21 protein-coding genes are annotated in these 22,931 nt (G+C 64.9%); 13 read left to right on the top strand and 8 right to left on the bottom strand.

Annotated features, from left to right (window positions below; translation table 11 throughout):
• The first annotated feature begins 6 nt into the window (after positions 1-6).
• The 3 genes from E9536_RS21335 to E9536_RS21325 all read left to right on the top strand — a co-directional run bounded on the left by E9536_RS21335 (position 7) and on the right by E9536_RS21325 (position 5,252).
• The gene (locus E9536_RS21335) at positions 7-3,099 is read left to right on the top strand and encodes an efflux RND transporter permease subunit (protein ID WP_136470591.1); all 3,093 of its coding nucleotides are present in this window, start codon (positions 7-9) and stop codon (positions 3,097-3,099) included.
• On the top strand, positions 3,086-4,555 hold the full coding sequence (locus E9536_RS21330; RefSeq protein WP_230942777.1) for a TolC family protein: 1,470 nt from the start codon (positions 3,086-3,088) through the stop codon (positions 4,553-4,555). The genes E9536_RS21335 and E9536_RS21330 overlap by 14 nt, the downstream gene beginning before the upstream one ends.
• Positions 4,556-4,679: 124 nt before the next feature.
• A complete protein-coding gene (locus E9536_RS21325; protein ID WP_136470590.1) occupies positions 4,680-5,252 on the top strand; it encodes a transcriptional repressor in 573 nt (190 codons plus the stop codon).
• A 103-nt stretch (positions 5,253-5,355) separates the two neighbouring features.
• Here the strand turns inward: E9536_RS21325 and E9536_RS21320 are convergent, their stop codons facing one another.
• Positions 5,356-6,195, bottom strand: a complete 840-nt coding sequence (locus E9536_RS21320; RefSeq protein ID WP_124918731.1) for a helix-turn-helix transcriptional regulator — start codon at positions 6,193-6,195, stop codon at positions 5,356-5,358.
• A gap of 227 nt (positions 6,196-6,422) precedes the next feature.
• Between E9536_RS21320 and E9536_RS21315 the strand changes: the two genes are divergently transcribed.
• A complete protein-coding gene (locus E9536_RS21315) occupies positions 6,423-6,833 on the top strand; it encodes a hypothetical protein (protein ID WP_027792411.1) in 411 nt (136 codons plus the stop codon).
• Positions 6,834-6,914: 81 nt separating this feature from the next.
• Entirely contained in the window at positions 6,915-7,487 is a 573-nt protein-coding gene (locus tag E9536_RS21310; protein WP_027792410.1) for a cupin domain-containing protein, read from the top strand.
• A gap of 357 nt (positions 7,488-7,844) precedes the next feature.
• Here E9536_RS21310 and E9536_RS21305 read toward each other — a convergent pair whose 3' ends face one another.
• Entirely contained in the window at positions 7,845-8,420 is a 576-nt protein-coding gene (locus tag E9536_RS21305; protein WP_060174789.1) for a TetR/AcrR family transcriptional regulator, read from the bottom strand.
• A gap of 135 nt (positions 8,421-8,555) precedes the next feature.
• On the opposite strand from E9536_RS21305, the gene E9536_RS21300 reads away from it, so the two are divergent.
• Positions 8,556-9,239, top strand: coding sequence for a glutathione S-transferase (locus tag E9536_RS21300; RefSeq protein WP_027792408.1), 684 nt, complete (start codon positions 8,556-8,558; stop codon positions 9,237-9,239).
• A 380-nt stretch (positions 9,240-9,619) separates the two neighbouring features.
• Here E9536_RS21300 and E9536_RS21295 read toward each other — a convergent pair whose 3' ends face one another.
• Positions 9,620-10,450 carry an oxidoreductase gene (locus E9536_RS21295; protein ID WP_136470589.1) on the bottom strand — a complete coding sequence of 277 codons (831 nt, stop codon included), beginning with the start codon at positions 10,448-10,450 and terminating at the stop codon, positions 9,620-9,622.
• 94 nt (positions 10,451-10,544) lie between these two features.
• Here E9536_RS21295 and E9536_RS21290 point away from each other — a divergent pair, with 94 nt between their 5' ends.
• Positions 10,545-11,516 carry an AraC family transcriptional regulator gene (locus E9536_RS21290; protein ID WP_111941905.1) on the top strand — a complete coding sequence of 324 codons (972 nt, stop codon included), beginning with the start codon at positions 10,545-10,547 and terminating at the stop codon, positions 11,514-11,516.
• Positions 11,517-11,562: 46 nt separating this feature from the next.
• On the opposite strand, the gene E9536_RS21285 is transcribed toward E9536_RS21290, so the two are convergent.
• The 4 genes from E9536_RS21285 to E9536_RS21270 all read right to left on the bottom strand — a co-directional run bounded on the left by E9536_RS21285 (position 11,563) and on the right by E9536_RS21270 (position 15,529).
• Positions 11,563-12,954 carry an MFS transporter gene (locus E9536_RS21285; RefSeq protein ID WP_136470588.1) on the bottom strand — a complete coding sequence of 464 codons (1,392 nt, stop codon included), beginning with the start codon at positions 12,952-12,954 and terminating at the stop codon, positions 11,563-11,565.
• Positions 12,955-12,990: 36 nt separating this feature from the next.
• Positions 12,991-13,680, bottom strand: a complete 690-nt coding sequence (locus E9536_RS21280; RefSeq protein WP_059697216.1) for a CoA pyrophosphatase — start codon at positions 13,678-13,680, stop codon at positions 12,991-12,993.
• A 281-nt stretch (positions 13,681-13,961) separates the two neighbouring features.
• Positions 13,962-15,167, bottom strand: a complete 1,206-nt coding sequence (locus tag E9536_RS21275) for an MFS transporter (protein WP_136470587.1) — start codon at positions 15,165-15,167, stop codon at positions 13,962-13,964.
• Complete coding sequence (locus tag E9536_RS21270) at positions 15,164-15,529, bottom strand: RidA family protein (protein ID WP_027792402.1); 366 nt, start codon at positions 15,527-15,529, stop codon at positions 15,164-15,166. The genes E9536_RS21275 and E9536_RS21270 overlap by 4 nt, the downstream gene beginning before the upstream one ends.
• 139 nt (positions 15,530-15,668) lie before the next feature.
• Here E9536_RS21270 and E9536_RS21265 point away from each other — a divergent pair, with 139 nt between their 5' ends.
• The 6 genes from E9536_RS21265 to E9536_RS21240 all read left to right on the top strand — a co-directional run bounded on the left by E9536_RS21265 (position 15,669) and on the right by E9536_RS21240 (position 22,108).
• A complete protein-coding gene (locus E9536_RS21265; protein WP_027792401.1) occupies positions 15,669-16,487 on the top strand; it encodes a TrmB family transcriptional regulator in 819 nt (272 codons plus the stop codon).
• 94 nt (positions 16,488-16,581) lie between these two features.
• Entirely contained in the window at positions 16,582-17,439 is an 858-nt protein-coding gene (locus tag E9536_RS21260) for a PhzF family phenazine biosynthesis protein (RefSeq protein ID WP_136470586.1), read from the top strand.
• A gap of 253 nt (positions 17,440-17,692) precedes the next feature.
• On the top strand, positions 17,693-18,370 hold the full coding sequence (locus E9536_RS21255; protein ID WP_136470585.1) for a hypothetical protein: 678 nt from the start codon (positions 17,693-17,695) through the stop codon (positions 18,368-18,370).
• 341 nt (positions 18,371-18,711) lie between these two features.
• On the top strand, positions 18,712-19,638 hold the full coding sequence (rbsK, locus tag E9536_RS21250) for a ribokinase (protein WP_060350133.1): 927 nt from the start codon (positions 18,712-18,714) through the stop codon (positions 19,636-19,638).
• A gap of 41 nt (positions 19,639-19,679) precedes the next feature.
• The gene (gene fucP / locus E9536_RS21245; protein WP_136470584.1) at positions 19,680-21,053 is read left to right on the top strand and encodes an L-fucose:H+ symporter permease; all 1,374 of its coding nucleotides are present in this window, start codon (positions 19,680-19,682) and stop codon (positions 21,051-21,053) included.
• A gap of 2 nt (positions 21,054-21,055) precedes the next feature.
• Positions 21,056-22,108 carry an aldose 1-epimerase family protein gene (locus E9536_RS21240; protein ID WP_136470583.1) on the top strand — a complete coding sequence of 351 codons (1,053 nt, stop codon included), beginning with the start codon at positions 21,056-21,058 and terminating at the stop codon, positions 22,106-22,108.
• 34 nt (positions 22,109-22,142) lie between these two features.
• Here E9536_RS21240 and deoR read toward each other — a convergent pair whose 3' ends face one another.
• On the bottom strand, positions 22,143-22,913 hold the full coding sequence (gene deoR, locus E9536_RS21235; protein ID WP_027792395.1) for a DNA-binding transcriptional repressor DeoR: 771 nt from the start codon (positions 22,911-22,913) through the stop codon (positions 22,143-22,145).
• Between the last annotated feature and the right edge of the window lie 18 nt (positions 22,914-22,931).

The raw sequence follows: 22,931 nt of genomic DNA, 5'->3' as shown, positions 1-22,931 counted from the left end.
CACGCCATGCGCTTTACAGACATCTTCATCCGTCGGCCCATCCTGGCACTGGTCGTCAGCCTGCTCATTCTGCTGATGGGCGCCACGTCGATTTTCCTGTTGCCTGTGCGGCAATACCCCTATCTCGAAAACGCCACCATCACGGTCAGTACCACGCTTCCGGGGGCAACCCAGGACGTGATGCAGGGTTTCGTGACCACGCCGATCGCGCAGTCCATCGCCACGGCCAGCGGTATTGAATACCTGAGTTCGACCACCACGCAAGGCAAGAGCGAGATCAAGGTGCGATTGGTGCTCAACGCCAACGCCGATCGCGCGATGACCGAAATCCTTGCCAAGGTGCAGCAGGTCAAGTACCAGTTGCCGGCGGGCATCACCGATCCGGTCATCAGCAAGTCCACCGAGGGCGGTACAGCGGTGCAGTACATCGCCTTCTACAGCAAGACGCTGTCGATTCCGCAAGTGACGGATTTCGCATCGCGGGTTGCGCAACCTCTGCTCACCAGCATTCCGGGGGTGGCCTCGGCGGACGTCTATGGCGGCCAGACGCTGGCCATGCGCATCTGGATCGACCCGGTGAGGTTGGCCGCGCGCGGGCTGTCGGCCGGCGAGATATCGGCCGCGCTGCGCGCCAACAACGTGCAGGCCGCGCCGGGCCAGCTCAAGAGCGCGCTGACTGTCACCAACATCAGCGCGGCCACCGATTTGCGCAGCGTCGAGGACTTCCGCCAGATGGTCGTGAAGTCGAGCCCCGGCGGAGGCGTAGTGCGGTTGTCGGATGTCGCCACCGTGGAAATAGGCGGCCAAAACTACAATAGCCTCTCGTTCGCCACCGGCATACCCGCGATCTTCGTCGCCATCCAGCCCACGCCGGCCGGGAACCCACTGGAGATCGTCAAGCAGGCCAACGAACTGCTGACCAGGATTCGCGCAATGGCGCCCCCAGGACTGACGGTAGCGCCGAACTACAACGTAGCGCGCTTCGTCAATGCTTCGATCGAGGAAGTCAAACACACGCTGGTGGAAGCCATCGTGATCGTGATCGCGGTGATCTTCCTGTTCCTCGGCACTTTCCGCGCGGTGATCATTCCGGTCGTCACCATTCCGTTGTCGCTGGTCGGTACCGCTGCGTTGATGCTGGTCTGCGGTTTTTCGATCAACCTGTTGACACTGCTGGCGATGGTGCTGGCGATCGGTCTGGTGGTGGACGATGCCATCGTCGTGGTGGAGAACATCCATCGACACATTGAGGAGGGGCTGACACCTGTGCGCGCGGCCCTGCTCGGCGCACGCGAAATCGTCGGGCCGGTGATCGCCATGACTATCACGTTGGCGGCGGTCTATGCGCCAATCGGCATGATGGGTGGACTGACCGGCGCGCTGTTCAAGGAGTTCGCCTTCACATTGGCCGGCTCGGTCATCGTCTCGGGAGTGGTCGCGCTGACGCTCTCGCCGGTGATGAGCTCGATGCTGCTCAGTTCCAGGCAGGGCGAGGGACGGCTGGCGAAGCGGGTCGAGCACTACATGGAAGGGCTGACGGCGTTCTATGGGCGCCTGCTGGCCCGCACGCTAGCCGCTCGCGGTGCGGTGCTGCTGGTCGGTGTGGCCGTGCTGGCCGCCATCGCGGTGCTGTTCACCGGCACTCGCCGCGAACTGGCGCCGACCGAGGATCAAGGCGCCGTCATCGTCGTCACCAAGGCCCCGCAATATGCGGGCGTCGGCTACACCGCCCGCTATGCTCAGCAGATCGAAAAGCTGTTCGAGCAGATTCCCGAGTTCGACAGCAGCTTCATGAACATCGGCGACTCCGCCGGTGGCCAGAACATGATGCTGGGTGGCGCGATCCTCAAGGACTGGTCGAAACGCAAGCGGTCGGCCACCGAGATCCAGGGGCAGATTCAAGCCGCCGGCGGCGCCATCGACGGCGAGACGTTGACCGCCGTGCAGTTGCCCCCGCTACCGGGTTCCAGCGGCGGCCTGCCGGTGCAGATGGTGCTGCGCTCGCCCGACGACTTCAAGACGCTGTACGAGACCGGCGAAAAGATCAAGGCAGCGGCCTATGCCAGCGGTCTGTTCCTCTACGTGCAGAACGACCTGTCCTACGACAGCCCGCAGGCGCACATCACGATCGACAATGCGAAGGCCAGCGAAATGGGGGTGACCATGCAGTCTGTCGCCGATACCCTTGCCGTGCTGGTCGGCGAAAACTACGTCAATCGCTTCAACTTCCACGACCGCTCCTATGACGTGATCCCGCAAGTGCGCGGCGCCGAGCGTATGACACCGGAAGACCTCGGGCGTTTCTATGTCAAAACGACCTCCGGCGCACTGGTGCCATTGTCGACCGTGACGCATGTCGAGATGCGCCCGCAAGCGAACCAGCTCACCCAGTTCGGCCAGATGAATTCGACCACGCTCGAAATGCTGCCGGCGCCGGGCGTGAGCATGGGCGAGGCTGTGAAGTTCCTGCAATCGCAGCCGCTGCCGCCCGGCACCAGTGTGGACTGGCTCAGCGACAGCCGCCAGTTCGTGCAGGAAGGCAACCGTCTGCTGATCTCATTCTGCTTCGCGCTGGTGGTGATCTTCCTGGTGCTGGCGGCGCAATTCGAGAGCCTGCGCGATCCGCTGGTGATCCTGGTGACGGTGCCGCTGGCGGTTTGCGGCGCACTGGTGCCGCTGTGGCTGGGCTTTGCCACGCTCAATATCTACACCCAGATCGGATTGGTCACCTTGATCGGCCTGATCTCCAAGCACGGCATCCTGATGGTCACTTTCGCCAACCATATCCAGCACCACGAAAACCTGAGCCGCATCGAGGCGATCGAGAAGGCAGCGGCGGTGCGGATGCGTCCCGTGCTGATGACCACCGCGGCAATGGTCGCCGGCCTTGTGCCGCTGTTGTTTGCAGACGGCGCAGGCTCGGCCAGCCGGTTCTCCATCGGCATCGTGGTGGTGATGGGCATGATGGTCGGCACCTTCTTCACGCTGTTCGTACTACCCACCATCTACAGCTTCGTTGCCAAGGATCACCGGGCAACAGCGGAAAGTTCTCGCGCCCGCGAACTCGCTACTGCGGAGGCTCCCGATGTCGCCCTTTAAACCGGTTCCTGCGATGCCTGTTGTGTCGCGTCCGGCGACGCTTCCCTCTCCGCGCGCTGCCTTCATGGCAGTGGCCGTTGCCGTTATCACCGCAGGTTGCGCCAGCGGCCCCGATTACCACGCGCCGGCCTTACCGGAAACCGCTGCAGGCCCATTCGTCAGTCGCCCATCCAATACGGATGTTGCCGAAGCGCTGCCCGCGAACTGGTGGAAGCTGTATGACGACCCCGCGCTCGACAAGCTGGTGCAGGAAGCCTTGTCGGCCAATCCCAACCTGCGCGTGGCGATGGCCAACCTCGATCGCGCGCGGGCCATCTACACGGAAGCGCGCAGCGGGCAATTCCCTTCGACCAGTATGTCAGGAGGCGTGGGATACGGGCGCGATCAGACCACGTGGTCCGGCACTGGCCAGGCCCCCGCGCAATGGAGCTACAGCGCGGGCCTCGACGTCTCCTATGAACTCGATCTGTTCGGTCGGGTCAGGCGCGACATCGAGGCTGCCCGCGACGACACCGATGCAGTCGCCGCCGCCTACGATGCCGCCAGGGTCGTTGTTGTTGCGGAGACGACGCGGGCCTATGTGGACGCCTGCAGCTACGGTGAGTCCATCGGCGTGGCGCGCTCGTCCGTCGAACTGGCCCAGCGCAGCCTGGATCTCATCGACAGCCAGGCGCACGCGGGCTCGGCGTCGCATCTGGATGTCGAACGGGCTGGCCTCACGCTAGCCCAGGCCCAGTCCGCATTGCCGCCCTTGCAAGGCCAGCGCGAAGCCGCACTGTTCGAGCTGGCCGCGTTGACGGGGCGCACGCCCTCGCAAGTGCCGGAACCGGCGCGTGCCTGCACCAAGGCGCCCGAGATTTCCGGTGCGTTGCCGGTCGGCGATGGCACTGCGCTGCTGCGTCGTCGCCCCGACGTGCGTCAGGCCGAGCGCCAACTGGCGGCGGATACCGCCCGCATCGGCGTGGCCGTGGCGGATCTCTATCCGCGTGTCACGCTGGGCGCTTCGGGTAACTACCTGCGCAACGACTACCTGAAAGGCAATCGCACCTTGTCCTTCTCTTTTGGGCCACTCATCTCGTGGACGTTCCCCAACATGATGGTGGCTCGAAGTCGCATCGCGCAGGCGAAGGCACAAAGCGTGGCGTCGCTGGCCAGCTTCGACGGTGCCGTGCTGAATGCACTGAAGGAGTCGGAGCAATCGTTGAGCGCCTATGGCGCGGCGATGCAGCAGCGCGATGCGCTGGTAGAGGCGCGTAACCGTGCCGAGAATGCCTTCCGGCTGGCCGACCAGCGCTACCGCGCCGGCTCCATCAGCTACCTCGACGTGATCGTGGCACAGACCAGTCTGATCGACGCGAAAGCCCAGGTGGCCGCTGCTGACCAGCGAGTCGGTTCTGCGCGAGTCAGCGTATTCAAGGCGCTTGGCGGTGGCTGGGAACAGGCCAGTACGCAGTAATGCTTGAGGGCATCGGCGCGTGGGCGATCTCACCGTCGCGCCGATGTCTGATGCCAACCATTAGCCACGCGGCTCCGCGTTGTCGCGAACAACCGGAAGTTCAGCATAGCGAAGGAATACGGATATGGACCCGCACGACGACCCGCCTCGGATCATTGACCTGATTACATCATTCGGTAGCAGGAGCCTGCCGTCTGGCAAACACACGATGAAGCACACCACATCAGCCTGTCCGGCGACCACACCGCCGATGTCGTCTCAGGAACAACGATTGGCGGCCAGCCGACTGCGACCGACGATCGCTCGTACCCGTGTCCTGTCCGTACTGGAACAGGCGGCGCCGCGCTGTCTGGATGCCAGTCAAATTTATCGCATCCTCTGCACGCAACTCGACAGCCTCAAACCGGCCTCGATCTACCGTGCGCTGAATGATTTATGGACCTCCGGCTTGCTGGTCCGTACGGAGGGCGCACAAGGCCGCGCACTCTACGCGCTCAAGCCGGACAGGAAGAACCTTCAGAACGACACCGTGCGCTGCCGCTGTGGCGCGCGATTGGTTTTTATTGAGGATCGGGCATTGCACGAGCATCTCCGATCACTGGCGACCAAGGAAGGCTTCGATCTCGACAACGAGCCAGCTTTTACCATCACCGTGACGTGTGCGGAATGTCGGCCGTTCCGCAGGAGAAGAGAATAGGTGACCTTAAACCGAGGTCGCCCGATCTGACAGCGCCTCGCCGCTTTTTGCTGCCTGGCCTCCATGCTCGGTGGACGACGGCACGCTCCACTCAAGGTGAGACTTAATCGGGAAGCACGATGCCGCGTACGGCATCAGACTGCGCGTTTGTCGTTCGATCGGAAAGGTATCGTGCTGGCGGCTTGCCTACCGCCTTGCGGAACATGGTGATGAACCCGCTGGCATTTTCGTAACCCAGTTCCAGCGCCACCGTTTGCACGCTTTCGCCGATGGTCAGGCGTTGAAGCGCAAGGATCACATGCAGTTGCCGGCGCCAGCGTCCGAAGCTCATGCCGATTTCGTGCAGCAGAAGCCGGCTCATGCTTCGCTCGCTCATGCCAATGCGGGTGGCCCAATCGCCCTTTGAAGTTTTGTCGGTAGGATCGGCCAACAGCATTTCCGCGAGTCGGCGCAATCGCGGATCACGCGGCATCGGCAAATGCAGGTCTTCTACCGGAGCCGCCGCCAACTCATCCAGCAACGCGGCAATCAGTCGGTCTTCCCGGCCGCCCGGCGGGTATGACGCGGGGAAGCCGGCCACCTTCAGAAGCAACTCGCGCAGCAACGGCGAGACGGAGATCGTGCAGCAGGTTTTCGGAAGATCCGGTGCGGCATCAGGCTCCACGAACAGGCAATGACATTCGGTTTCACCGGATCCCCGTGCCGAGTGGGGCAAGTCTCCCGGTATCCATACCGCGCATTGCGGCGGCACGATCCAGACACCGTTTTCGATTTCGCAGTTGAGGATGCCACGGACGGAGTAAAGCAGTTGCGCCCTGCGGTGCCGATGCCTCGCATGTTCCCAGCCCTTGGCTACCGACATGGCACTCAGGGCGACAACGGGCCGGGGCAGGTTATCCACGTCCTTGGCCACGGCCGGATCGGTGATGGCAATGCTTGACATGATGCGTATCGGGCTTCGGATCCAAGATGAGGCGCTGGCCTAATTGAAAAATATTATGGCCAACTTGTGCAATGACGTCCAGTCATTCCGCCGGTATCGTGTGATTGACCATGCTGGTCGTTCTGCTCGCCAGGGCTATTGCGCTGCCGGTCCGGAGGGGTATCCCATTTTTCTTGACGAAGTGGGACTGCCAGCTATTTCCCGTGATGCGCCGAAGGAGTATTGGCATGTTGATTGACGCCTCGAAGTTCCCCTTGGTCTGGATGCGACTAAACGCACCAGGCACCGACCCCACAGTCTCGCCTTTTGCCGAGTTCGAGGGATTGCTCGCACGGAAGGAAGTTTTCGTCTTACTCAACGACGAGGGGCTTGATAAAGGCGAACACGAACATTCGCCGGAAGAAAGGAAGCAAACCTCGCTTTGGATGAAACGCCACAAGAGCGAATTGCGGACCTTCGTCAAGGCAGGGATCTACATCGAACCGAATACCGCCAAGCGACTGGCGACCAAGGCGTTCGCTTTGGTATACGAAAAATTTTGGGGCTATCCCATGCTCACGGTTGCGACGAAAGACGAGGCGCTGGCCCTGGCGCGGAGGTTGTTGCTGGGCGAGCAAACGGATGCATGGTCGCACTAGGCCCGACTAATGAGGTCGGTCGGAATCTGGAGGCCGGCGCGTTAAGAGGCGGTACGAGCACTGAAGAAATGAGGCAGGTCAATGGCATCGAAAACGGTCGAAACCCGGCGCTCCGTCTCCGTCGGCAGCAAGATTCGCTTGCTGCGCCAGCGCCAGGGTCGCACGTTGGACGACGTCGCGACCGTCTCGCAGCTTTCCAAGCCCTTTCTTTCGCAGGTCGAGCGAGATCACGCCAGCCCGTCGATCACTTCGCTCGCGAGCATCGCGAAAGCGCTGGGCGTGTCCGCCAGCTATTTCATCGATACGCCGACCGAGGAAAGTTGCGTGCGACGCCGTAAGGATCTGCGGTACTTCGCCTTCGCCGATTCCGCCGATCTGCTCGCGCGCCTGTCGATTCGGCCGGGCGACCGCCAACTCGAAGCGATTCTCGTGCGCATGTCGCCCGGCGAGCGACCAGGCAAAGGAACCACGCACGCGTGCGAGGAATTCGTGCATGTGCTCAGCGGTGAAGTGACGATCACGCTGGAAGGCAAAACGTTCGTGCTCGGCGTGGGTGACAGCGCGCACTATGAATCGACAATTCCGCCTATCTGGACCAACACGCGCGACGACGAAGCCGTGCTGGTCTGGGTCGGCACGCCACGGCTGCTTTGACCGGCGCGCGGCGCGCACATGGACGCGCGGCGACTTTTGTGAGGCCGTAGACGCTTTTCGTGCCCCCACCATCGCTTCCGCCCCCCTCCGATCCGTACCTCGACTCCTTTCCCCCGTCGAACGGCGTTTCCGGCCGGAGTGCTCCGTTACCTGCCCTTACACTGTTGGCACGGCGACCGGCTGGAGTGGGTCGATCTGCGCCGGTCATCCGTCACGGAGCGGGGCCGGCCCCATTCGATCAGGAAGCGACATCATGGGTGACGCCTGATCCTACGTTCGTAGATCCGTTCACTGCGAAAAGCGGCCGTCCGTACCTCGCTGAGACGAAAGTCCGCAAAGCCGACTTGCTCGATGCGGCTATGCCGGCAGAAGACCCGCAATGCGATAACTTTCAATTAACCCGTCATAGACAGAAATATCGGAGCGACTCCTGGCAATGAGCTGAGCGCCAGCGACGGCGGCGTAGATGGCGCGAGCACGCCGTTCGCTATCCTCGGCGCTGACCACGGCCGCGTCGGACAGCACCTTGCTCAGCCACGCAACATTCACATCGGCAAAAGTCTGGACCTCTTTCGTCACCGTTTCCGGCAAGTCATCAGATTCGGCAGCCATGAAGCTGCACAGGCATATGCGATTGCCATGCTCAAGCGCTTTGCGAAACGTATCGGGATAGCGGCGCAGGCAATCGATCGGATTTGCGGATTCGGCCAAAATCGCATCCAGCGCAGCTGCCGATTCCTCCCAATACCGCCTCGCCACCGCTGCGCCAAGATCGGCCTTGCTTGCGAAGTGGTGGTAAATGCTCGCGGCCTTGATGCCGACAGCTTCAGCGAGATCACGAAAGTTCAGCCCGCTGTAGCCGTGCGCCTGGGCAATCTTTGTGGCGGCCACCAGGATTCGCTCCCTGGAACTCAAGCCTGACTCGTTCTTCACTCTGCTACCGCCTCCACGACCGTTGACACCGGCAATTATACCTTCTACTGTAAACCTAACGAACGTTAGGTAGATGTGGATATCCACTCCCCATATCGTCCGACCCCGTGTGACAAACCGCATAGAGAGGCACGCATGGCTTTCAGCACCACCGATTTCGACGTAACCCAACTCCCGATCATGACGATTTACGATTTCCCCAAAGGCCCCTATCCGACGCGCGTCCGTATCGCCCTGGCCGAGAAAGGTCTGCGATCGCGCGTCGAGTTCGTGATGGTCGACCTTTACAAGGGGGAGCACAAAAGGCCCGAGTTCATCTCCGAGAAAAACTACTCGGGAACGCTGCCGGTCCTCGAACTAAACGACGGAACGTGCATCGCCGAATGCACAGCCATTACCGAATACCTCGATACGCTCGATGGCGCACCCACGCTGACCGGCAGGACACCACTCGAAAAAGGCGTGATCCACATGATGAGCAAGCGCGCCGAGCTGGAGTTGCTCGACGCAATCAGTGTCTATTTCCACCATGCCACGCCAGGGTTGGGACCCAACGTCGAGCTCTATCAGAACGCCGAATGGGGGCTTCGTCAGCGCGACAAAGCCCTGAGGGGCATGCACTACTTCAATGACGTCCTGAAAAAGCAGCCGTTTGTCGCTGGGGATGCCTTCTCTATGGCCGACATCACCGTCATCGGCGGTCTCGTCTTTGCGTCAATCGTGAAGTTAACCGTGCCTGCGGAGTGCGGGGCGCTGCTGGATTGGTACACGAGAATGCGGGAACGTCCCAGCGTCAAGAACCAGCCGGCATTCGCCTGAAACAGCAGTCGTGCCCGACCGTCATCGACGGTCGACCAATCCTTGGTTGCAAATCGGGAACGACCTGCCTGCGCAACTTCGACGACTCGTCTACTCGATCGATACCGGATGGCCGCACGACGCCAAACGTTGCGCAGCAGATCGGTCAATCGTAGAGGCGTACTGCGCGCGGTGCTCGCGTAGCAATGCGGAGTGGAAGGACGCGGTCGTGGCACACGGCTTCGCGTACGCCTGCCACGGTGGCCGTTCCAGTTGGACAGCGGCCGCTGAGGACCCACCGAGTCGAATGGCAGCTCGGGGTCGATCACGGCCCTGACGAAGCAATCCCAGACCTGAACTAACGCTGACTAACTGACAGCTCACATCTCGACTTACGCCCCTCAACCATCCGTCGATACCGTCACCGCCTCCCACGCCCGGATTTCCTCGTCCAGTGCCGCGAGTTTGCCGCGCACGAGCCGCAGCGCATCGCTGCCGAGCAGCAGATGGGCCGGCGGATGTTGCGCCGCAACGACGGCGAGTATCGCCCGCGCCGCTTTCACCGGATCACCCGGTTGCTTGCCGCTCCTCTCCTCGCGCGCCTGGCGAATCGGGTCGAAGATCGCGTCGTAATCGGCGATCGAGCGCGGCGTGCGCATCATCGACCGGCCGGCCCAGTCGGTGCGGAACGAACCCGGCGCCACGGCCGTCACCGCGATGCCGAACGGCTCGAGTTCCTTGCCGGCGGCTTCGGAAATGCCTTCCAGCGCGAACTTGCTGCCGCAGTAGTAAGCGATGCCCGGCATCGTGATGTGGCCGCCCATCGACGTGATGTTGAGGATGCGCCCGCGCCGCCGCTCGCGCATGAACGGGACGACCGCCTTCATCATCGCCACCGCGCCGAATACGTTCACGTCGAACTGCCGGCGCATCTCCGCGAGCGGCGCTTCTTCCATGATCCCTTCGTGCCCGTAGCCGGCGTTGTTCACGAGCACGTCGACGGGCCCGACGTTCGCCTCGATTTCGGCCACGACACTGTCGATGCGATCGAAGTCGGTCACGTCGAGCACGCGCGCGAATGCCCGCGCGGACAGCGCTTCGAAAGCCTGCGCCGCCTGCGCGCTTCTCACGGTGCCGACCACCGTGTGACCTGCGGCAAGCGCCTCCTGCGCGAGCGCGCGGCCGAAGCCGCTGCTGACGCCGGTAATGAGCATGAGGTTTGCGGATGCCATGTGAGCTTCTCCCGTATGTCGATTGGAGCGTGCATACTAGTCTGACGACCCCCGTCGAATAAGCCCGATTCCGCTGATTTTCTTGCACAAAACTATGAGCCTCGAGCCCGCCTCCGCCCGATCCCCATCGCTGCCGCCGCGCGACCGGAAGCGTCTGGTGACGCTGCTGCGCGCGCTGGCGCCCGACGAAGGCTACAACCTGACGGCATTGCCGAGCGTGCGCATCCTGCGGTCGAACCGCGCGCTGTCGCGCACGCCGGTGCTGTACGACCCGGGCATCGTGATCGTGTGCCAGGGCTGCAAGCGCGGCTACTTCGGCGGCGAGCGCTATCTGTACGACGAGCATCACTACCTGGCGGTGTCCGTGCCCGTGCCGTTCAGCATGGAAACCGACGCCACGCCCGAGCGCCCGCTGCTCGCGCTGTATCTGCACCTCGATTTCACGATGGCCGCCGAACTCGCGGCACAGATCGACCGCGAAGGCATCGCGGAGCCCGTGCAGGCGCCCAGGAGCATGATGTCGACGCCGATGGATGCAACGATGCACGCGTCGGTGCTGCGTTTCGTCGAGGCGATGGGCCGGCCGCTCGATGCCGCGGTGCTGGGCCCGGCGCTGCTGCGCGAGTTGTATTTCCGCGTGCTCACCGGTGCGCAGGGCAGCGCGATGCGCAGCGCGCTGGCGATGCGCGGGCAGTTCGGCCGGATCGGCCGGTCATTGCGCGTGATTCACGCCGATTACGCGCAGCCGCTCGACGTGCCGCAACTGGCCGACGCAGCCGGCATGAGCGTGCCGAGCTTTCACAGCCACTTCAAGGCAATCACGCAGGTGTCGCCGATGCAGTACCTGAAGTCGACACGGCTGCATCAGGCGCGGTTGCTGATGGTGCGCGAAGACCTGACGGCGGAGGCGGCCGGCTACGCGGTCGGTTACACGAGCCCGTCGCAGTTCAGCCGCGAATTCAAGCGCCTGTTCGGCCTGACGCCGGCGAAGGAAACGCAGCGCATGCGCGAGAGCTTCGCCATTCCGGCGGCATTCGACGATGCGGTGTTCGTGTCTTCACATTGAATCGGGTACCGCGCCAGGCCCGCGCGCCAATTTCCGTCGACCGCGTCTAGCCCCGCTGACGATAGATGCGCGCGACGCTCGCGAAGAACGACAGCGTGGCGATCGCGCAGGCCAATGCGAACACGTAGACGGGAAATTGCCGCTCGCCCTCGCCTCCGCCCGCGCCGCTGACGAGCGCGATCACCACGGCAACCAGCGCGGCGCCGATGGACTGACCTGTCGTTCTCGCGGTCGACAGCACGCCGGAAGCGGTGGCCGTGCGGTTCTTCGCCGCGTTGGCGAACATCTCCTTGTTGTTCGGCGGCAGGAAGAAGCCGTACCCCACGCCGCACAGTGCGACGCGCCACAGGAAATCCCCGACGGATGGTTGCGCGGGCAACAGGATCAGCGAACCGATCCCGAGACAAAACATCAGCACGCCGACACTCGACAGCTGCGTCGCATTGAAACGATTCGCCAGTCGCCCGGCAAACGGCGCGCACAGCGCGACCGCGATCGGCCAGGGCGTGAAGACCAGCGCCGATTTCAGCACGCCGTACGCATACGTGTGCTGCAGCACGAACGGCAACGCGACCAGCGCCATGCCCTGCGACACGAACATCGTCACGGACGTCAGCACCGCGAACGTGTATCGGCGCGACCGGAAAATGTCCAGCGGCAACAGCGGATGCCGCGCCCTGGCCTGCCCGACGCAGAATGCCAGCATCAGCACGGCCGCAGCGACGGCAAGCACGAGCACGGTACGGTTGCTCCACCGCCCGATCTGGTCGACGGCGAGCGCAAGGAGGCCGAATGCCGCGGCGGAAGTCACCGCGCCCGGCACGTCGAAGCCGCGCTCCCGATGCGTGTCTTTTCCCAGCGCGACGAACGAGAACGCGATCGCGGCGATCCCGAACGGGAGGTTGATGAAGAACAGCCAGGGCCACGATGCCCACGAGACAATCAGGCCGCCCAATGCAGGGCCGACGGCCGTCCCCACCGCAAATACCAGCGCATTGACACCGAAGATCGTCCCGAGCGAGGCGGGCGGGAAAATCACCCGGTAGAGACCGTAGCCGACGCTGATCAGGATCGCGTAGCTGATGCCCTGCAGGACCCGCATCGCCACCAGCGCGCCGAAGGTGGACGCCAGCCCGCAGCCGAGCGACGCGATCGTAAACAACACCAGCCCGATCGTGTAAAAGCGTCGCTCGCCGATTCTCGAGCCGAGCGACGCGCACGTCAGCATCGTCGCCGCACTCGCCACCTGATACCCGTTCGCGACCCAGATGACCGACGCCGCGCTCACGCGCAGGTCGGTCGAGATCGTCGGCAGCGCGATATTGACGATCGCGCTGTCGAGCGCGGACATGAATACGCCGATCAGAATCGCGACGGCCGCAAAATAGCGGCGAGGGATGTCGAATCCTTCGTCGCCGAACGTTTCCGCGATCTCCATGAATCACCCTTGCCGGACGCAGGCCCGGTGCATGAGCTAGTCGCGGCGCGCCGGCGCGCCGTGCGCGGCATCGCGTGCCAGGCCCGCGAGCGAATTCAGGATGAAGGCCGTCACGCCCCAGATGTCCTGCGTCTGCTCCGCCCAATACCACGCACCCATGCGTTCGCCGTCCGTGTATTGACGCGGCAGATCCGGATTCAGCAGCGCGGCGAACGGAAACTCGAAGATTTCCGCGACTTCCGCGGGCGCCGCCTCCCATGTCGCCGTTTCCGGCACGATGCCGATCACGGGAAAGATCGCGTGGTGGCGCTTTCTGGTTTTATGGATCGGCAAGCTGCCGACCACGCGGACCGCGCCGGGCGCGAGGCGGATCTCTTCGAACGCCTCGCGCAACGCGGTCGCGCCGATATCGCGGTCGGCTTCCGCCGGGCGGCCGCCCGGAAAGCTCACGTGCGACGAGTATTCGCTGAGATTCGACGCGCGCCGGGTCAACAGGATCGTCGGTTCACGCCGCGCGACGATCGCGACCAGCACCGCCGAGAATTTCCACTGTCCGTCGTTGTCCGCGAGGAATTGCTTCGCCGTCGGCCAGTCGGTGCCGGCAGGAATGCCGTGACCTTCGACGCCACGGACGATCGCTTCCAGCGCGGCCTGCGGCGAGCCGGCTTCCGCGTGCGCGCCTGCCAATCCGGCGCCGGTATTCACGACGCCTCTGTCTGGTTCCATGTCTGCCTCCTGCGTGCGGCACCTGCACACGCTGCACGACACTGAACCCGACACGTGTTGCATGGGCGCGGCGTCGTTGTGGTCAATCCGATGAACCGGTGTTCGCATGCGATCGCAAATGACACGCGCGGGTGCGCGACTGCGTGCTCCGGCGTAAAAATATCCGCCAGCGTTGCGGATGATTGAATGCCGAAACCCGATCGCCGTCGATCAACGGAGAAACCGATCATGCACGAAAAAGCGGGATTCCGTTCGACCGCGCGCGCACGTCGCGTCCTCGCTCAAGCGACGGATGTCGGCTCGCTCCGCGCATCGATGCGCGCCGATGCGGTACCGATCCACCCGGCCGCCGCGATGGCCGCTGCCGTCACTATCATCATCGCGCCCCACCCGACCCGCGCGTTGAGCAGCCCGGCCGCGACGGCACCGCCGGCACCGGCCGCGTAGTACAGCGTCAGGTACGCTGCGCTCAAGGCCCCGGCGCGGGCCGGCTGAATCGCGACGACGCGCGTCTGGTTCGCGACCTGCGCGGCAAAGCAACCGGCATCGAACAACGCCAGCCCGACAGCCAGCCATCCGGGACGACCGAGCGCAACGGCAAGGAGCAAGGTCGACACGGCCGCCACGACAAGCCCGCCCCGGATGACCGCGCGATCGCCGAATCGATCGGCGAGTTTTCCGGCAACGCGCGTCACGCCGAGGCCCAGCACGCCCGCGAGACTGTATGCACCGATCGCGGCGGCACCCAGGTTATACGGCGGCTCGGCCAGACGAAGCGCGAGCCCCACCCAGACCAGGTTGAACGCGAAGAACCAGAGCATGCCGGCGCAGGTACGACGCCTCAACGGCGCACTGTCGCGCAGCAACCGCGGAATCGCACCGATCGCGTTCGCACGGCCGGGCAGCCCTTCCGGCCGGCCGCCCGGCAACAGCACCGCAGCGCCGACGGCGGCCAGCGCAACGCATCCGGCCAGCACGAGCAATGCGCCGCGCCATCCGCACCATTGCGACAACACGCCGCCCGCGAAACGGCTCAGCAGGATTCCCGCGGAAATGCCCGCCGACACGGCCCCCATCGCCACGCCGCGCCGTTGCGGATCCGCGTGTTTTCCGGCGATGGCGCTGCATTGCGCCGCCACCGTCGTTGCCGCGCCCACCAGGAAAAACGCGGCATCGAGCACGAGCGGCCCGGGCGACAACGACGCGCACGCGAGCAACACCGCGAGCGCGCCCATCTGCATCGAGACGAGCACGCGCGGGCTGAAGCGGTCGACCAGCGGCACCAGCACGGCGAGGCCGACCAGATAACCGAGCATCGTCACGGACGCGAGCGCCGCCATGCGCGACGCCGCCACCCCGAACTCGCTCGCGATCGCCGACAGCGACGGCTGCAACGCATAACCGTTGGCGATCGCCACGCCGGCCGCCAGCGCAAGCACGGCCGTCGCGGTGCGGGACAGCGGCCCGCGGTTGCCGGCGTCGGTCATGCCGCGGGCCTGACCGCGATCGCCTCGACTTCGACCAGGATCTCCGGATCGACGAACGGAAGCGCATGCACCAGCGAAAACGCCGGCCGGATATCGCCGTAGATCTCCCCGTGCGCGCGTGCGGCGGCTTCCCAGTTGTCAAAGTCCGCGACCACCAGGCGGCTCTGGACGACGTCGGACAACGAGAACCCGCTGTCCGCCAGCACCCGGTCGATCGTCGCCAGCGCATCGCGTGTCTGCGCATACACGTCCGCGCCTTTGCCGGCCGTCCCCGAAATGTAGATGGTGTTGTCGACGACCACCGCGCGCGAGTAGCCGACCTTGGGCTCCCACGGGGAGCCGGTGCTGATCCGTTTTCGCATGTTGAAGATCTCTCCAGTCAGGTTGAGAAGCATCGCCTACTACTTGGGTAGTAAGTTCGAGCGATTGTATACTACTTCAGTAGTTAATCAAGCAGGCCCATGCAAGTCGCCGTGGGCGCAAGAGCCGGAGCCGATACACATGAGCGAAAACACGGAGCTGATCACGTCGTTGATCCGGCTTGGATTCACCCAGTACGAAGCGCAGGCCTACGCAGCCCTCGTCGGGCAGGCCGCGCTGACGGGGGCGGAAGTCGGCCGGCGCGCCGGCATGCCGCCTTCGAAGATCTATGAAACGCTGGGGCGTCTGGAGGCGCGCGGTGCGGTGCTCGTCAACCGTTCCGAGCCCGTCCGCTATGCGGCCGTGCCCCACCGGTCGTTGCTCGAGGATTTGCGCAAGCGCTTCAATGCGGATCTCGAAACGGCCGCGGGCGCGCTCGACCGGCTGCCGGTTCAACAGGAGCCCGGGCTCGTCTGGTCGCTGAGCGGGCGGGAAGCGATCGCCAGCGCCTTCGCGCGCGTCATCGTCAACGCTAAAACGCAGATCTTCGCGGGCGTCTGGGACGAAGAGATCGACGACCTCGGGCCGCTGCTCGAGGCCGCCGCGGCACGCGGCGTCGACACGCACGTGGCGATTTACGGCAATCGCACGCTCAACGGGCCGCGCCACTACGACATGGCCAAATGCGGCGCCAGCGCGCGGCTCAGGCTGTCCGGCCGCCGGCTCGCCGTCGCCGTGGCGGACAACACCGAGGCCGTGGTGGCGGAATTCGGCGATCATTCGCCCGATCACGCCACCTTGACGACCAACCCGGTCATTGCGCTGCTCGCGGTCGAGTACATCAAGGCGGATGTGAGCGGGCGCGTGTTGATCGACGCAATGAGCCCGGCGGAGTACCGGAAAGTCCTGAAGCATCCCGACATGCAGGCGATGCTTGCACCGCTCGACAAGGCGAGCTGACCCAGGCGACCCTGCACGGCTGCCCGCGCGAAGCGCATCGCGCGGCGCGCACTCCACCCAGGTACGTGAACCACCACACTGACGCGAGCGTCCAATGACCGCCTATGCCTTCCGCCTGCTGAACGTATTCGCCGAATCGACGTTCGGCGGCAACCCGCTTTGCGTATTCGAGGATGCGCGCGGCATGGACGACGCGACCATGCAGGCGCTCGCCGTGCAGTTCAACCTGTCCGAAACGACCTTCGTGCTGCCGTCGGAGCGCGCGCATGCGCGGGTTCGCATCTTCACGCCGGGCTACGAGATGGCCTTTGCCGGCCATCCGACGCTCGGCACCGCGCATGTCGTGCACGACCTTCTGGGCGCGGGCAACGAACTCGCGCTCGAATTCAAGGCCGGCGTGGTCGACGTCGGCGCGCACGACGATGTGTGGACGTTTACCGCGCCGCATGCCGGCATGCCGAAGACGGCGGCTTGCGAGTTGTCCGATGCCCGGACGGCGGCCCTGCTGGGGCTGACGGATGACGACCTGCTCGCCCCGCCAATCTGGGTCGATACCGGCGCCGACCAGTTGCTCGTCGCGCTGAAGAACCCCGCCGCCGTGCGCCGCGCGCAGCCCGACAGCGCGGGCATCGGCATCTGGCCGACCAGCAGCCTCGGCCGCAAGACCGCGTATGTATTCGCGTTCGATGCCGAGCGGCCGGGCACGGTGGTGTCGCGTTACTTCTTCGTGAAACAAGGCAGCGTGTCGGAAGACCCGGGGACGGGATCGGCCTGCGCGAACCTGGGCGGGTGGCTGCTTGCGATGAACCGCGACCTGCCCGCCGTGTTTCAGGTCGAGCAAGGCGAAGCCGTCGGTCGGCCTTGCCTGCTGCGATTGTCGGTCAGTGCAAACGGCAAGATCGGTGTCGGCGGGCGCGTGATCGAACTCGGGCGCGGCGTCGTCAACGTGTAGACGCGCCGGGCGGAAATATCGTCGCGATCGTCAGCATCGCGCTGCGCGCGGGCAACCCGTTGCGATGACGAACCGGCCGCTACCGTCCGGCCACCGCCGGATCGGAAATGCGGTGCGGCCGCCCCGCCCGCCACGCCGCGATATGCCGTCGACAAGATCCGCGGCTATCGCCGGATCGATACGCAGCAAGCACTGCACACGCCGCCGCGTTTGTTATGCTGCGCGCATCGCCAGCCCGAGCCGATTGCCGCTCATGAACGCCCTCGCCCCCGACCTCGTCCGCACGCTGCACGCCTCCTGCGATGACTGCTTCGGCACGGCCGCCGTCTGGCCGCTCGTCGAGCACGCGTATGGCGAGCCGCAACGCCACTACCACACGCTCGCGCACCTGGCCGAGCTGTTCGCGCATCTCGCACCGTATCGCGCGGAACCGCTGTGGCCGGTGATCGAGCTTGCGGTATGGGCGCACGACTTCGTGTATGCGACGACCCTGCCGGATCATGCGGACAACGAAGCACGCAGCGCGCAATGGCTCATGCAGGTCACGAACGCACACTGCAGCGCATCCTGGTTGCGTGCGCACGCATCGCATGTGTCCGTTGCGCACGATCTCGTACTCGCGACGAAGTCGCACCGGCTGCCCGATGCGTTCGCGTCCGCCCCGGACGTGCAGCGCGCCGGGCGGATTTTTCTCGACGCGGATCTCGCGATCCTCGCGGCCGCGCCCGATCGACTGCGCGAATACGATCGCGCAATCGCATGCGAGTGGGCGCAGGATCCCGATGCGCCGTCGGCTGCATTCCGCGAGGGCCGCAAGCAGGCGCTCGAACATCTGCGCGCGCAGACCCCGCTGTTTCAATCGGCGGAATTCGCGCCGCTCACACCGCTCGCGCAGCGCAATCTCGATACGCTGATCGCCGAGTACGCGTAAGCGCCGGGCAAGAACACGCGTAAGCGCCCGCATCGCCGCCGCCGGATCGGTCGAGCCGGCCCGTCACGCCCGGCGACCCTCCCCACACTCGAACGGCATTCCTGTTGCGGTGCTCCGCGGCGCGGGGCCCTGCCGCGTCGAATTCATCCGACATCCGACGGCAAAACCGGCCAACACGTCGATTTCCCCGGGAAGCCACCCCATCCACATCGCGCGTCGATGCGTAACCCTTCGAACATCATGTGATTGCATTTTCACAATCAATGTGATTTTATTATCACATCGTGCATGCCGCCGCCCACCACCCGCGCGGCGCACCCCATACCAAGGAAGAGACGCAGATGGAGACAATCGCCGTTATCGGCAGCAACATGGTCGACCTCGTGACCTACGTCGCACGCATGCCCGCCCGGGGCGAAACGCTCGAGGCGCCGAATTTCGAACTGGGCTGCGGCGGCAAGGGCGCGAACCAGGCGGTCGCGGCCGCCCGCCTCGGCGCGCGCGTCGTGATGGTCACGAAGGTCGGCGACGACGTGTTCGCCGACAACACGATCCGCAACTTCACGCGCGAAGGCATCGACACCACGCACGTGCGCAAGGTCGCCGGCGTGCCGAGCGGCGTCGCGCCGATCTTCGTCGAGCCCGATTCGAGCAACAGCATCCTGATCGTCAAGGGCGCCAACCGCCACCTGACGCCGGCCGACATCGACGCGGCCGCGCCGCAGCTCGCCGAATGCGCACTGATCGTGCTGCAACTCGAGATCGAGCTCGACACCGTCTATCACGCGATCGAATTCGGCGCACGCCACGGCATTCCGGTGCTGCTGAACCCCGCGCCCGCGGTCGCCGATCTCGATTTCGAGCGGATCCGCACCGTCGAATTCTTCGTGCCGAACGAAACCGAGCTCGCGATCGTGTCGGGCATGCCGGTCGATTCGCGCGACACCGCGGCACGCGCCGCCGAAGCGCTGGTCGCGCGCGGGCTGAAGCACGTGCTCGTCACGCTCGGCAGCGACGGTTCGCTGCTGGTCTCGCGCGACGGCGTGCGGCACGTGCCCGGCGTGCCGGTCGACGCGCGCGACACGACGGGCGCCGGCGACGCATACATCGGCTGCTTCGCGCGCTGCTACGCCGCATCGCGCAACGCGCTCGACGCGATGCGTTACGCGTCCGCGTACGCCGCGCATTCGGTCACGGGCCTCGGCACGCAGAAGTCGTACGCCGACACCGCGACGTTCGAACGCTTCCTCCGCGACGCCGGCATCTGAACGGCGCCTTCATCGACAAGACAACCAGGAAGGAGACACCCATGGGCCGAGCCAGAATCGAACACACACCCGACGGCTATTACCTGAACCGCACGCCGCCCTTCGCCTTCACGCTGCTGTGCTGCCTGTTCGCGCTGTGGGGCACCGCCGCGAACCTGAACGACGTGCTGATCGCGCAGTTCAAGAAGTCGTTCTTCCTGTCCGATTTCGAATCGGCGTTCGTGCAGTCCGCGTTTTATCTCGGCTACTTCTTCCTCGCCATTCCGGCCGCGACCGTCGTGAAGAAGTTCAGCTACAAGACGACGATCCTGGTCGGCCTGCTGCTCTACACGACCGGCTGCCTGCTGTTCTTCCCGGCCGCGTCGATGGCGAAGTACGGGATGTTCCTCGTCGCGCTGTTCGTGATCGCGGCGGGCCTGTCGTTCCTCGAAACCGCGTCGAACTCGTATTCGACGCTGATGGGCCCGCGCGAAACCAGCACGCGGCGGCTGAACATCTCGCAGACGTTCTATCCGTTCGGCGCGATGGCCGGCGTCTACATGGGCAGCTTCCTGATCTTCAAGGAAGGCGATGCGTCGCACGCGCAGCTTGCCGCGATGTCGGCGGCCGAAGCCCACGTGCACCAGCTCGCGATGATCCAGGCCACGCTCGAGCCGTACAAGTGGCTGATCGTCGTGCTCGTCGCCGTGTTCATCGTGTTCGCGCTCACGCCCTACCCGGCCTGCAAGGGCAACGGCCCCGGCGCGGCCACGCACCGGATCGACGCGCGCGGCACGCTCGCACGCCTGTTCGGCAACCGGCGCTTCGTCGCGGGCGTCGTCGCGCAGTTCCTGTACGTCGGCGCGCAGGTGGGCGTGTGGAGCTTCACGATCCGGCTCGCGATGCAGATCGGCGGCCTCACCGAGCGCGGCGCGTCGCACTACCTGCTCGCGACATTCTTCGCGTTCTTCGTCGGCAAGCTGGTCGCCACGCTCGTGATGAAGCGCGTCGGCCCGGCCAAGGTGCTGATCGTCTACGGCATCCTGTGCATCGCGCTGCTCGCGTATACGATCAGCGTGCACAACATCACGGCCGTCTATGCGGCCGTGGGCGTGAGCGTGTTCCTCGGCCCGTGCTGGCCGACCATCTACGGCCTCACGATCGACGGGCTCGGCAAGGACACCGAATACGGCGGCTCGATCCTCGTGATGAGCATCGTCGGCGGCGCGGTCGTGCCGCTGATCCAGGGGCTGATCTCCGACCACACGGGCGGCAACATGCAGCTCGCGTTCGTCGTGCCGCTCGCCTGCTTCGTCGTGATCGTCTACTACGGCTTCTACTGCCTGCGCCACCTGCCGGCCGCAACGCCCGACGCAACCGCCGACGGCCACGCAGCCGCGCGCTACGCCGCGACGCGCAACACGTCGGGAGCATGAGCATGCGAGGCGAAATCGAACTGCGGCGCGACGACTTCCGCGACACGCCGCGCACGCTGTACCGCACCGACGGCCTGACCGTCACCGCGTTCGCGTATCCGTCCGGCGTCGAGGCGCTGAAGCTCGAGAACCGGCGCGGCCATCTCGTCGTGCTGCCGTATCTCGGCCAGATGATCTGGGCCGCCGCGTTCGACGGCCGCGACCTGACGATGAAGCACATGTTCCGGCAACCGAAACGCGCGGCTTCGATCCTCGATACCTACGGCTGCTTCATGTTCCACAGCGGGCTGCTGCGCAACGGCTGCCCGGGGCCGGACGACACGCACGCGCTGCACGGCGAGATGCCGTGCGCGCCGATGGACCGCGCGAGCCTGGTCATCGGTGCGGACGCGCACGGTGCGTTCGTCGAAGTGACCGGCGAGTACGAATACGTGCAGGGTTTCGGCAGCCACTACATGGCGCGTCCGTCGGTGCGGCTCACGGAGCACGACGCGCAGATGACGATCTCGATGGACGTGACGAATCTCGGCGGCGCGCCGATGGACCTGATGTACATGGCGCACCTGAACTACGCGTACGTGCCCGGCGGCCGTTTCGTGCAGTCGCTGCCGCACAACGGGCTGCGGCTGCGCGACAGCGTGCCCGCGCACGTGAAGCCGACCGCCGCATGGCGCGACTACACGGCCACGCTCGCGCGCGAACCGCAACGGCTTCACACGCTCGATACGCCCGCGCTATACGACCCGGAGATCGTGTTCTTCATGAACGAGGCGGAAACGGATGCCGGCGGCGTCGCGCATTTCCGGCTCGCGCATCCGGACGGCGGCGCATTCCACACTGCGTACCGCCCCGAGCAATTCCCGCATGCGACGCGCTGGATCCAGCACAACGCGGACCAGCAGGTCGCCGCATTCGCGCTGCCGTCGACCTGCGAGCCGGAGGGTTATCAGGCCGAACGCCGCAAGGGCCATGTCGCGACCCTCGCGCCGGGCGCGACGCGCCGCTTCGAGGTCGTCACCGGCTACCTGAGCGCGGCGGAAGCCCGCCATGCCTGAGGCGATGCAAAGCGCGATGCCCGCCCGCGCGGCGTCAGGTCACGAGCGCGATCCCGTGTTCGCGGATCGTCGTTTCGTAGCGGCCGCTCAGTTGCCCGTCCGAGATCACGTAGTTGAAGTCGGTCAGCTCGGCGAAATAGGCCGCGCGCACTTCGTCGAACTTCGTGTGGTCGACGAGCAGGAAGCGGTTCTGCGCGCGTTCCATCACCTTCTTTTTCGCGTCGACTTCGTGGAAGTTGAAGCAGGTCACGCCGCAGCGGTCGCTCACGCCGGCCGCCGAGATGAACGCCTTCGACACGCGCACCGTATCGAGGATGCCCGTCTCGGCCACCGACTCGAACACCATGTTCTTGCGATGGTACGCACCGCCGCACAGGATCACGCTGCAATGCGGCTTCTGCTGCAGCTTCGCGAACACGTTCAGCGAATTGCAGACGGCGGTGAATTCGAGGTCGTCCGGAATGAAGTCGACGACGAACGGCGTGGTCGAGCCGCAGTCGACGAAGATCGTGTCGCCGGTCGTCACGAACTGCGCGGCCAGCTTGCCGATGCGGCGCTTCTCCTCGGTCTGCCGGTCGTTCTCGGCGCTGACCACGTACTCGCCGATGTCGCTGCGCTGCGCGGCGAAGTGGCGGGTCACGTAGCCGCCGATCAGGCTGAGGCCGTGCGGATTGTCCGCGAGATCGCGGCGGATCGTCATTTCCGATACGCCGAACAGCTCGGCGACTTCCTTCAGATGAATCGCGTTCTGCCCTTGCAGCACGTTCATCAGCGTCTTGATTCGTTCGCCCTTCTTCGTTTCCATGCCAGTATCCTGCGTGCG

Source organism: Burkholderia sp. LS-044 (genome assembly GCF_004803625.1).
Classification (GTDB): domain Bacteria; phylum Pseudomonadota; class Gammaproteobacteria; order Burkholderiales; family Burkholderiaceae; genus Burkholderia; species Burkholderia cepacia.
Note: the sequence above shows the minus strand (reverse complement) of the source record. Positions and strands in the feature narration are given on the sequence as shown.

What these genes read in the sequence shown, in the direction of transcription:
- E9536_RS21270 (WP_027792402.1), bottom strand. Translation starts at nt 15,529, where the DNA reads ATGCGAAAACGGATCAGCACCGGCTCCCCGTGGGAGCCCAAGGTCGGC.
- E9536_RS21265 (WP_027792401.1), top strand. Translation starts at nt 15,669, where the DNA reads ATGAGCGAAAACACGGAGCTGATCACGTCGTTGATCCGGCTTGGATTC.
- E9536_RS21335 (WP_136470591.1), top strand. Translation starts at nt 7, where the DNA reads ATGCGCTTTACAGACATCTTCATCCGTCGGCCCATCCTGGCACTGGTC.
- E9536_RS21320 (WP_124918731.1), bottom strand. Translation starts at nt 6,195, where the DNA reads ATGTCAAGCATTGCCATCACCGATCCGGCCGTGGCCAAGGACGTGGAT.
- E9536_RS21295 (WP_136470589.1), bottom strand. Translation starts at nt 10,450, where the DNA reads ATGGCATCCGCAAACCTCATGCTCATTACCGGCGTCAGCAGCGGCTTC.
- deoR (WP_027792395.1), bottom strand. Translation starts at nt 22,913, where the DNA reads ATGGAAACGAAGAAGGGCGAACGAATCAAGACGCTGATGAACGTGCTG.
- E9536_RS21315 (WP_027792411.1), top strand. Translation starts at nt 6,423, where the DNA reads ATGTTGATTGACGCCTCGAAGTTCCCCTTGGTCTGGATGCGACTAAAC.
- E9536_RS21290 (WP_111941905.1), top strand. Translation starts at nt 10,545, where the DNA reads ATGAGCCTCGAGCCCGCCTCCGCCCGATCCCCATCGCTGCCGCCGCGC.
- E9536_RS21255 (WP_136470585.1), top strand. Translation starts at nt 17,693, where the DNA reads ATGAACGCCCTCGCCCCCGACCTCGTCCGCACGCTGCACGCCTCCTGC.
- E9536_RS21325 (WP_136470590.1), top strand. Translation starts at nt 4,680, where the DNA reads ATGGACCCGCACGACGACCCGCCTCGGATCATTGACCTGATTACATCA.
- E9536_RS21330 (WP_230942777.1), top strand. Translation starts at nt 3,086, where the DNA reads ATGTCGCCCTTTAAACCGGTTCCTGCGATGCCTGTTGTGTCGCGTCCG.
- E9536_RS21275 (WP_136470587.1), bottom strand. Translation starts at nt 15,167, where the DNA reads ATGACCGACGCCGGCAACCGCGGGCCGCTGTCCCGCACCGCGACGGCC.
- E9536_RS21285 (WP_136470588.1), bottom strand. Translation starts at nt 12,954, where the DNA reads ATGGAGATCGCGGAAACGTTCGGCGACGAAGGATTCGACATCCCTCGC.
- E9536_RS21310 (WP_027792410.1), top strand. Translation starts at nt 6,915, where the DNA reads ATGGCATCGAAAACGGTCGAAACCCGGCGCTCCGTCTCCGTCGGCAGC.
- E9536_RS21240 (WP_136470583.1), top strand. Translation starts at nt 21,056, where the DNA reads ATGCGAGGCGAAATCGAACTGCGGCGCGACGACTTCCGCGACACGCCG.
- rbsK (WP_060350133.1), top strand. Translation starts at nt 18,712, where the DNA reads ATGGAGACAATCGCCGTTATCGGCAGCAACATGGTCGACCTCGTGACC.
- E9536_RS21260 (WP_136470586.1), top strand. Translation starts at nt 16,582, where the DNA reads ATGACCGCCTATGCCTTCCGCCTGCTGAACGTATTCGCCGAATCGACG.
- fucP (WP_136470584.1), top strand. Translation starts at nt 19,680, where the DNA reads ATGGGCCGAGCCAGAATCGAACACACACCCGACGGCTATTACCTGAAC.
- E9536_RS21300 (WP_027792408.1), top strand. Translation starts at nt 8,556, where the DNA reads ATGGCTTTCAGCACCACCGATTTCGACGTAACCCAACTCCCGATCATG.
- E9536_RS21280 (WP_059697216.1), bottom strand. Translation starts at nt 13,680, where the DNA reads ATGGAACCAGACAGAGGCGTCGTGAATACCGGCGCCGGATTGGCAGGC.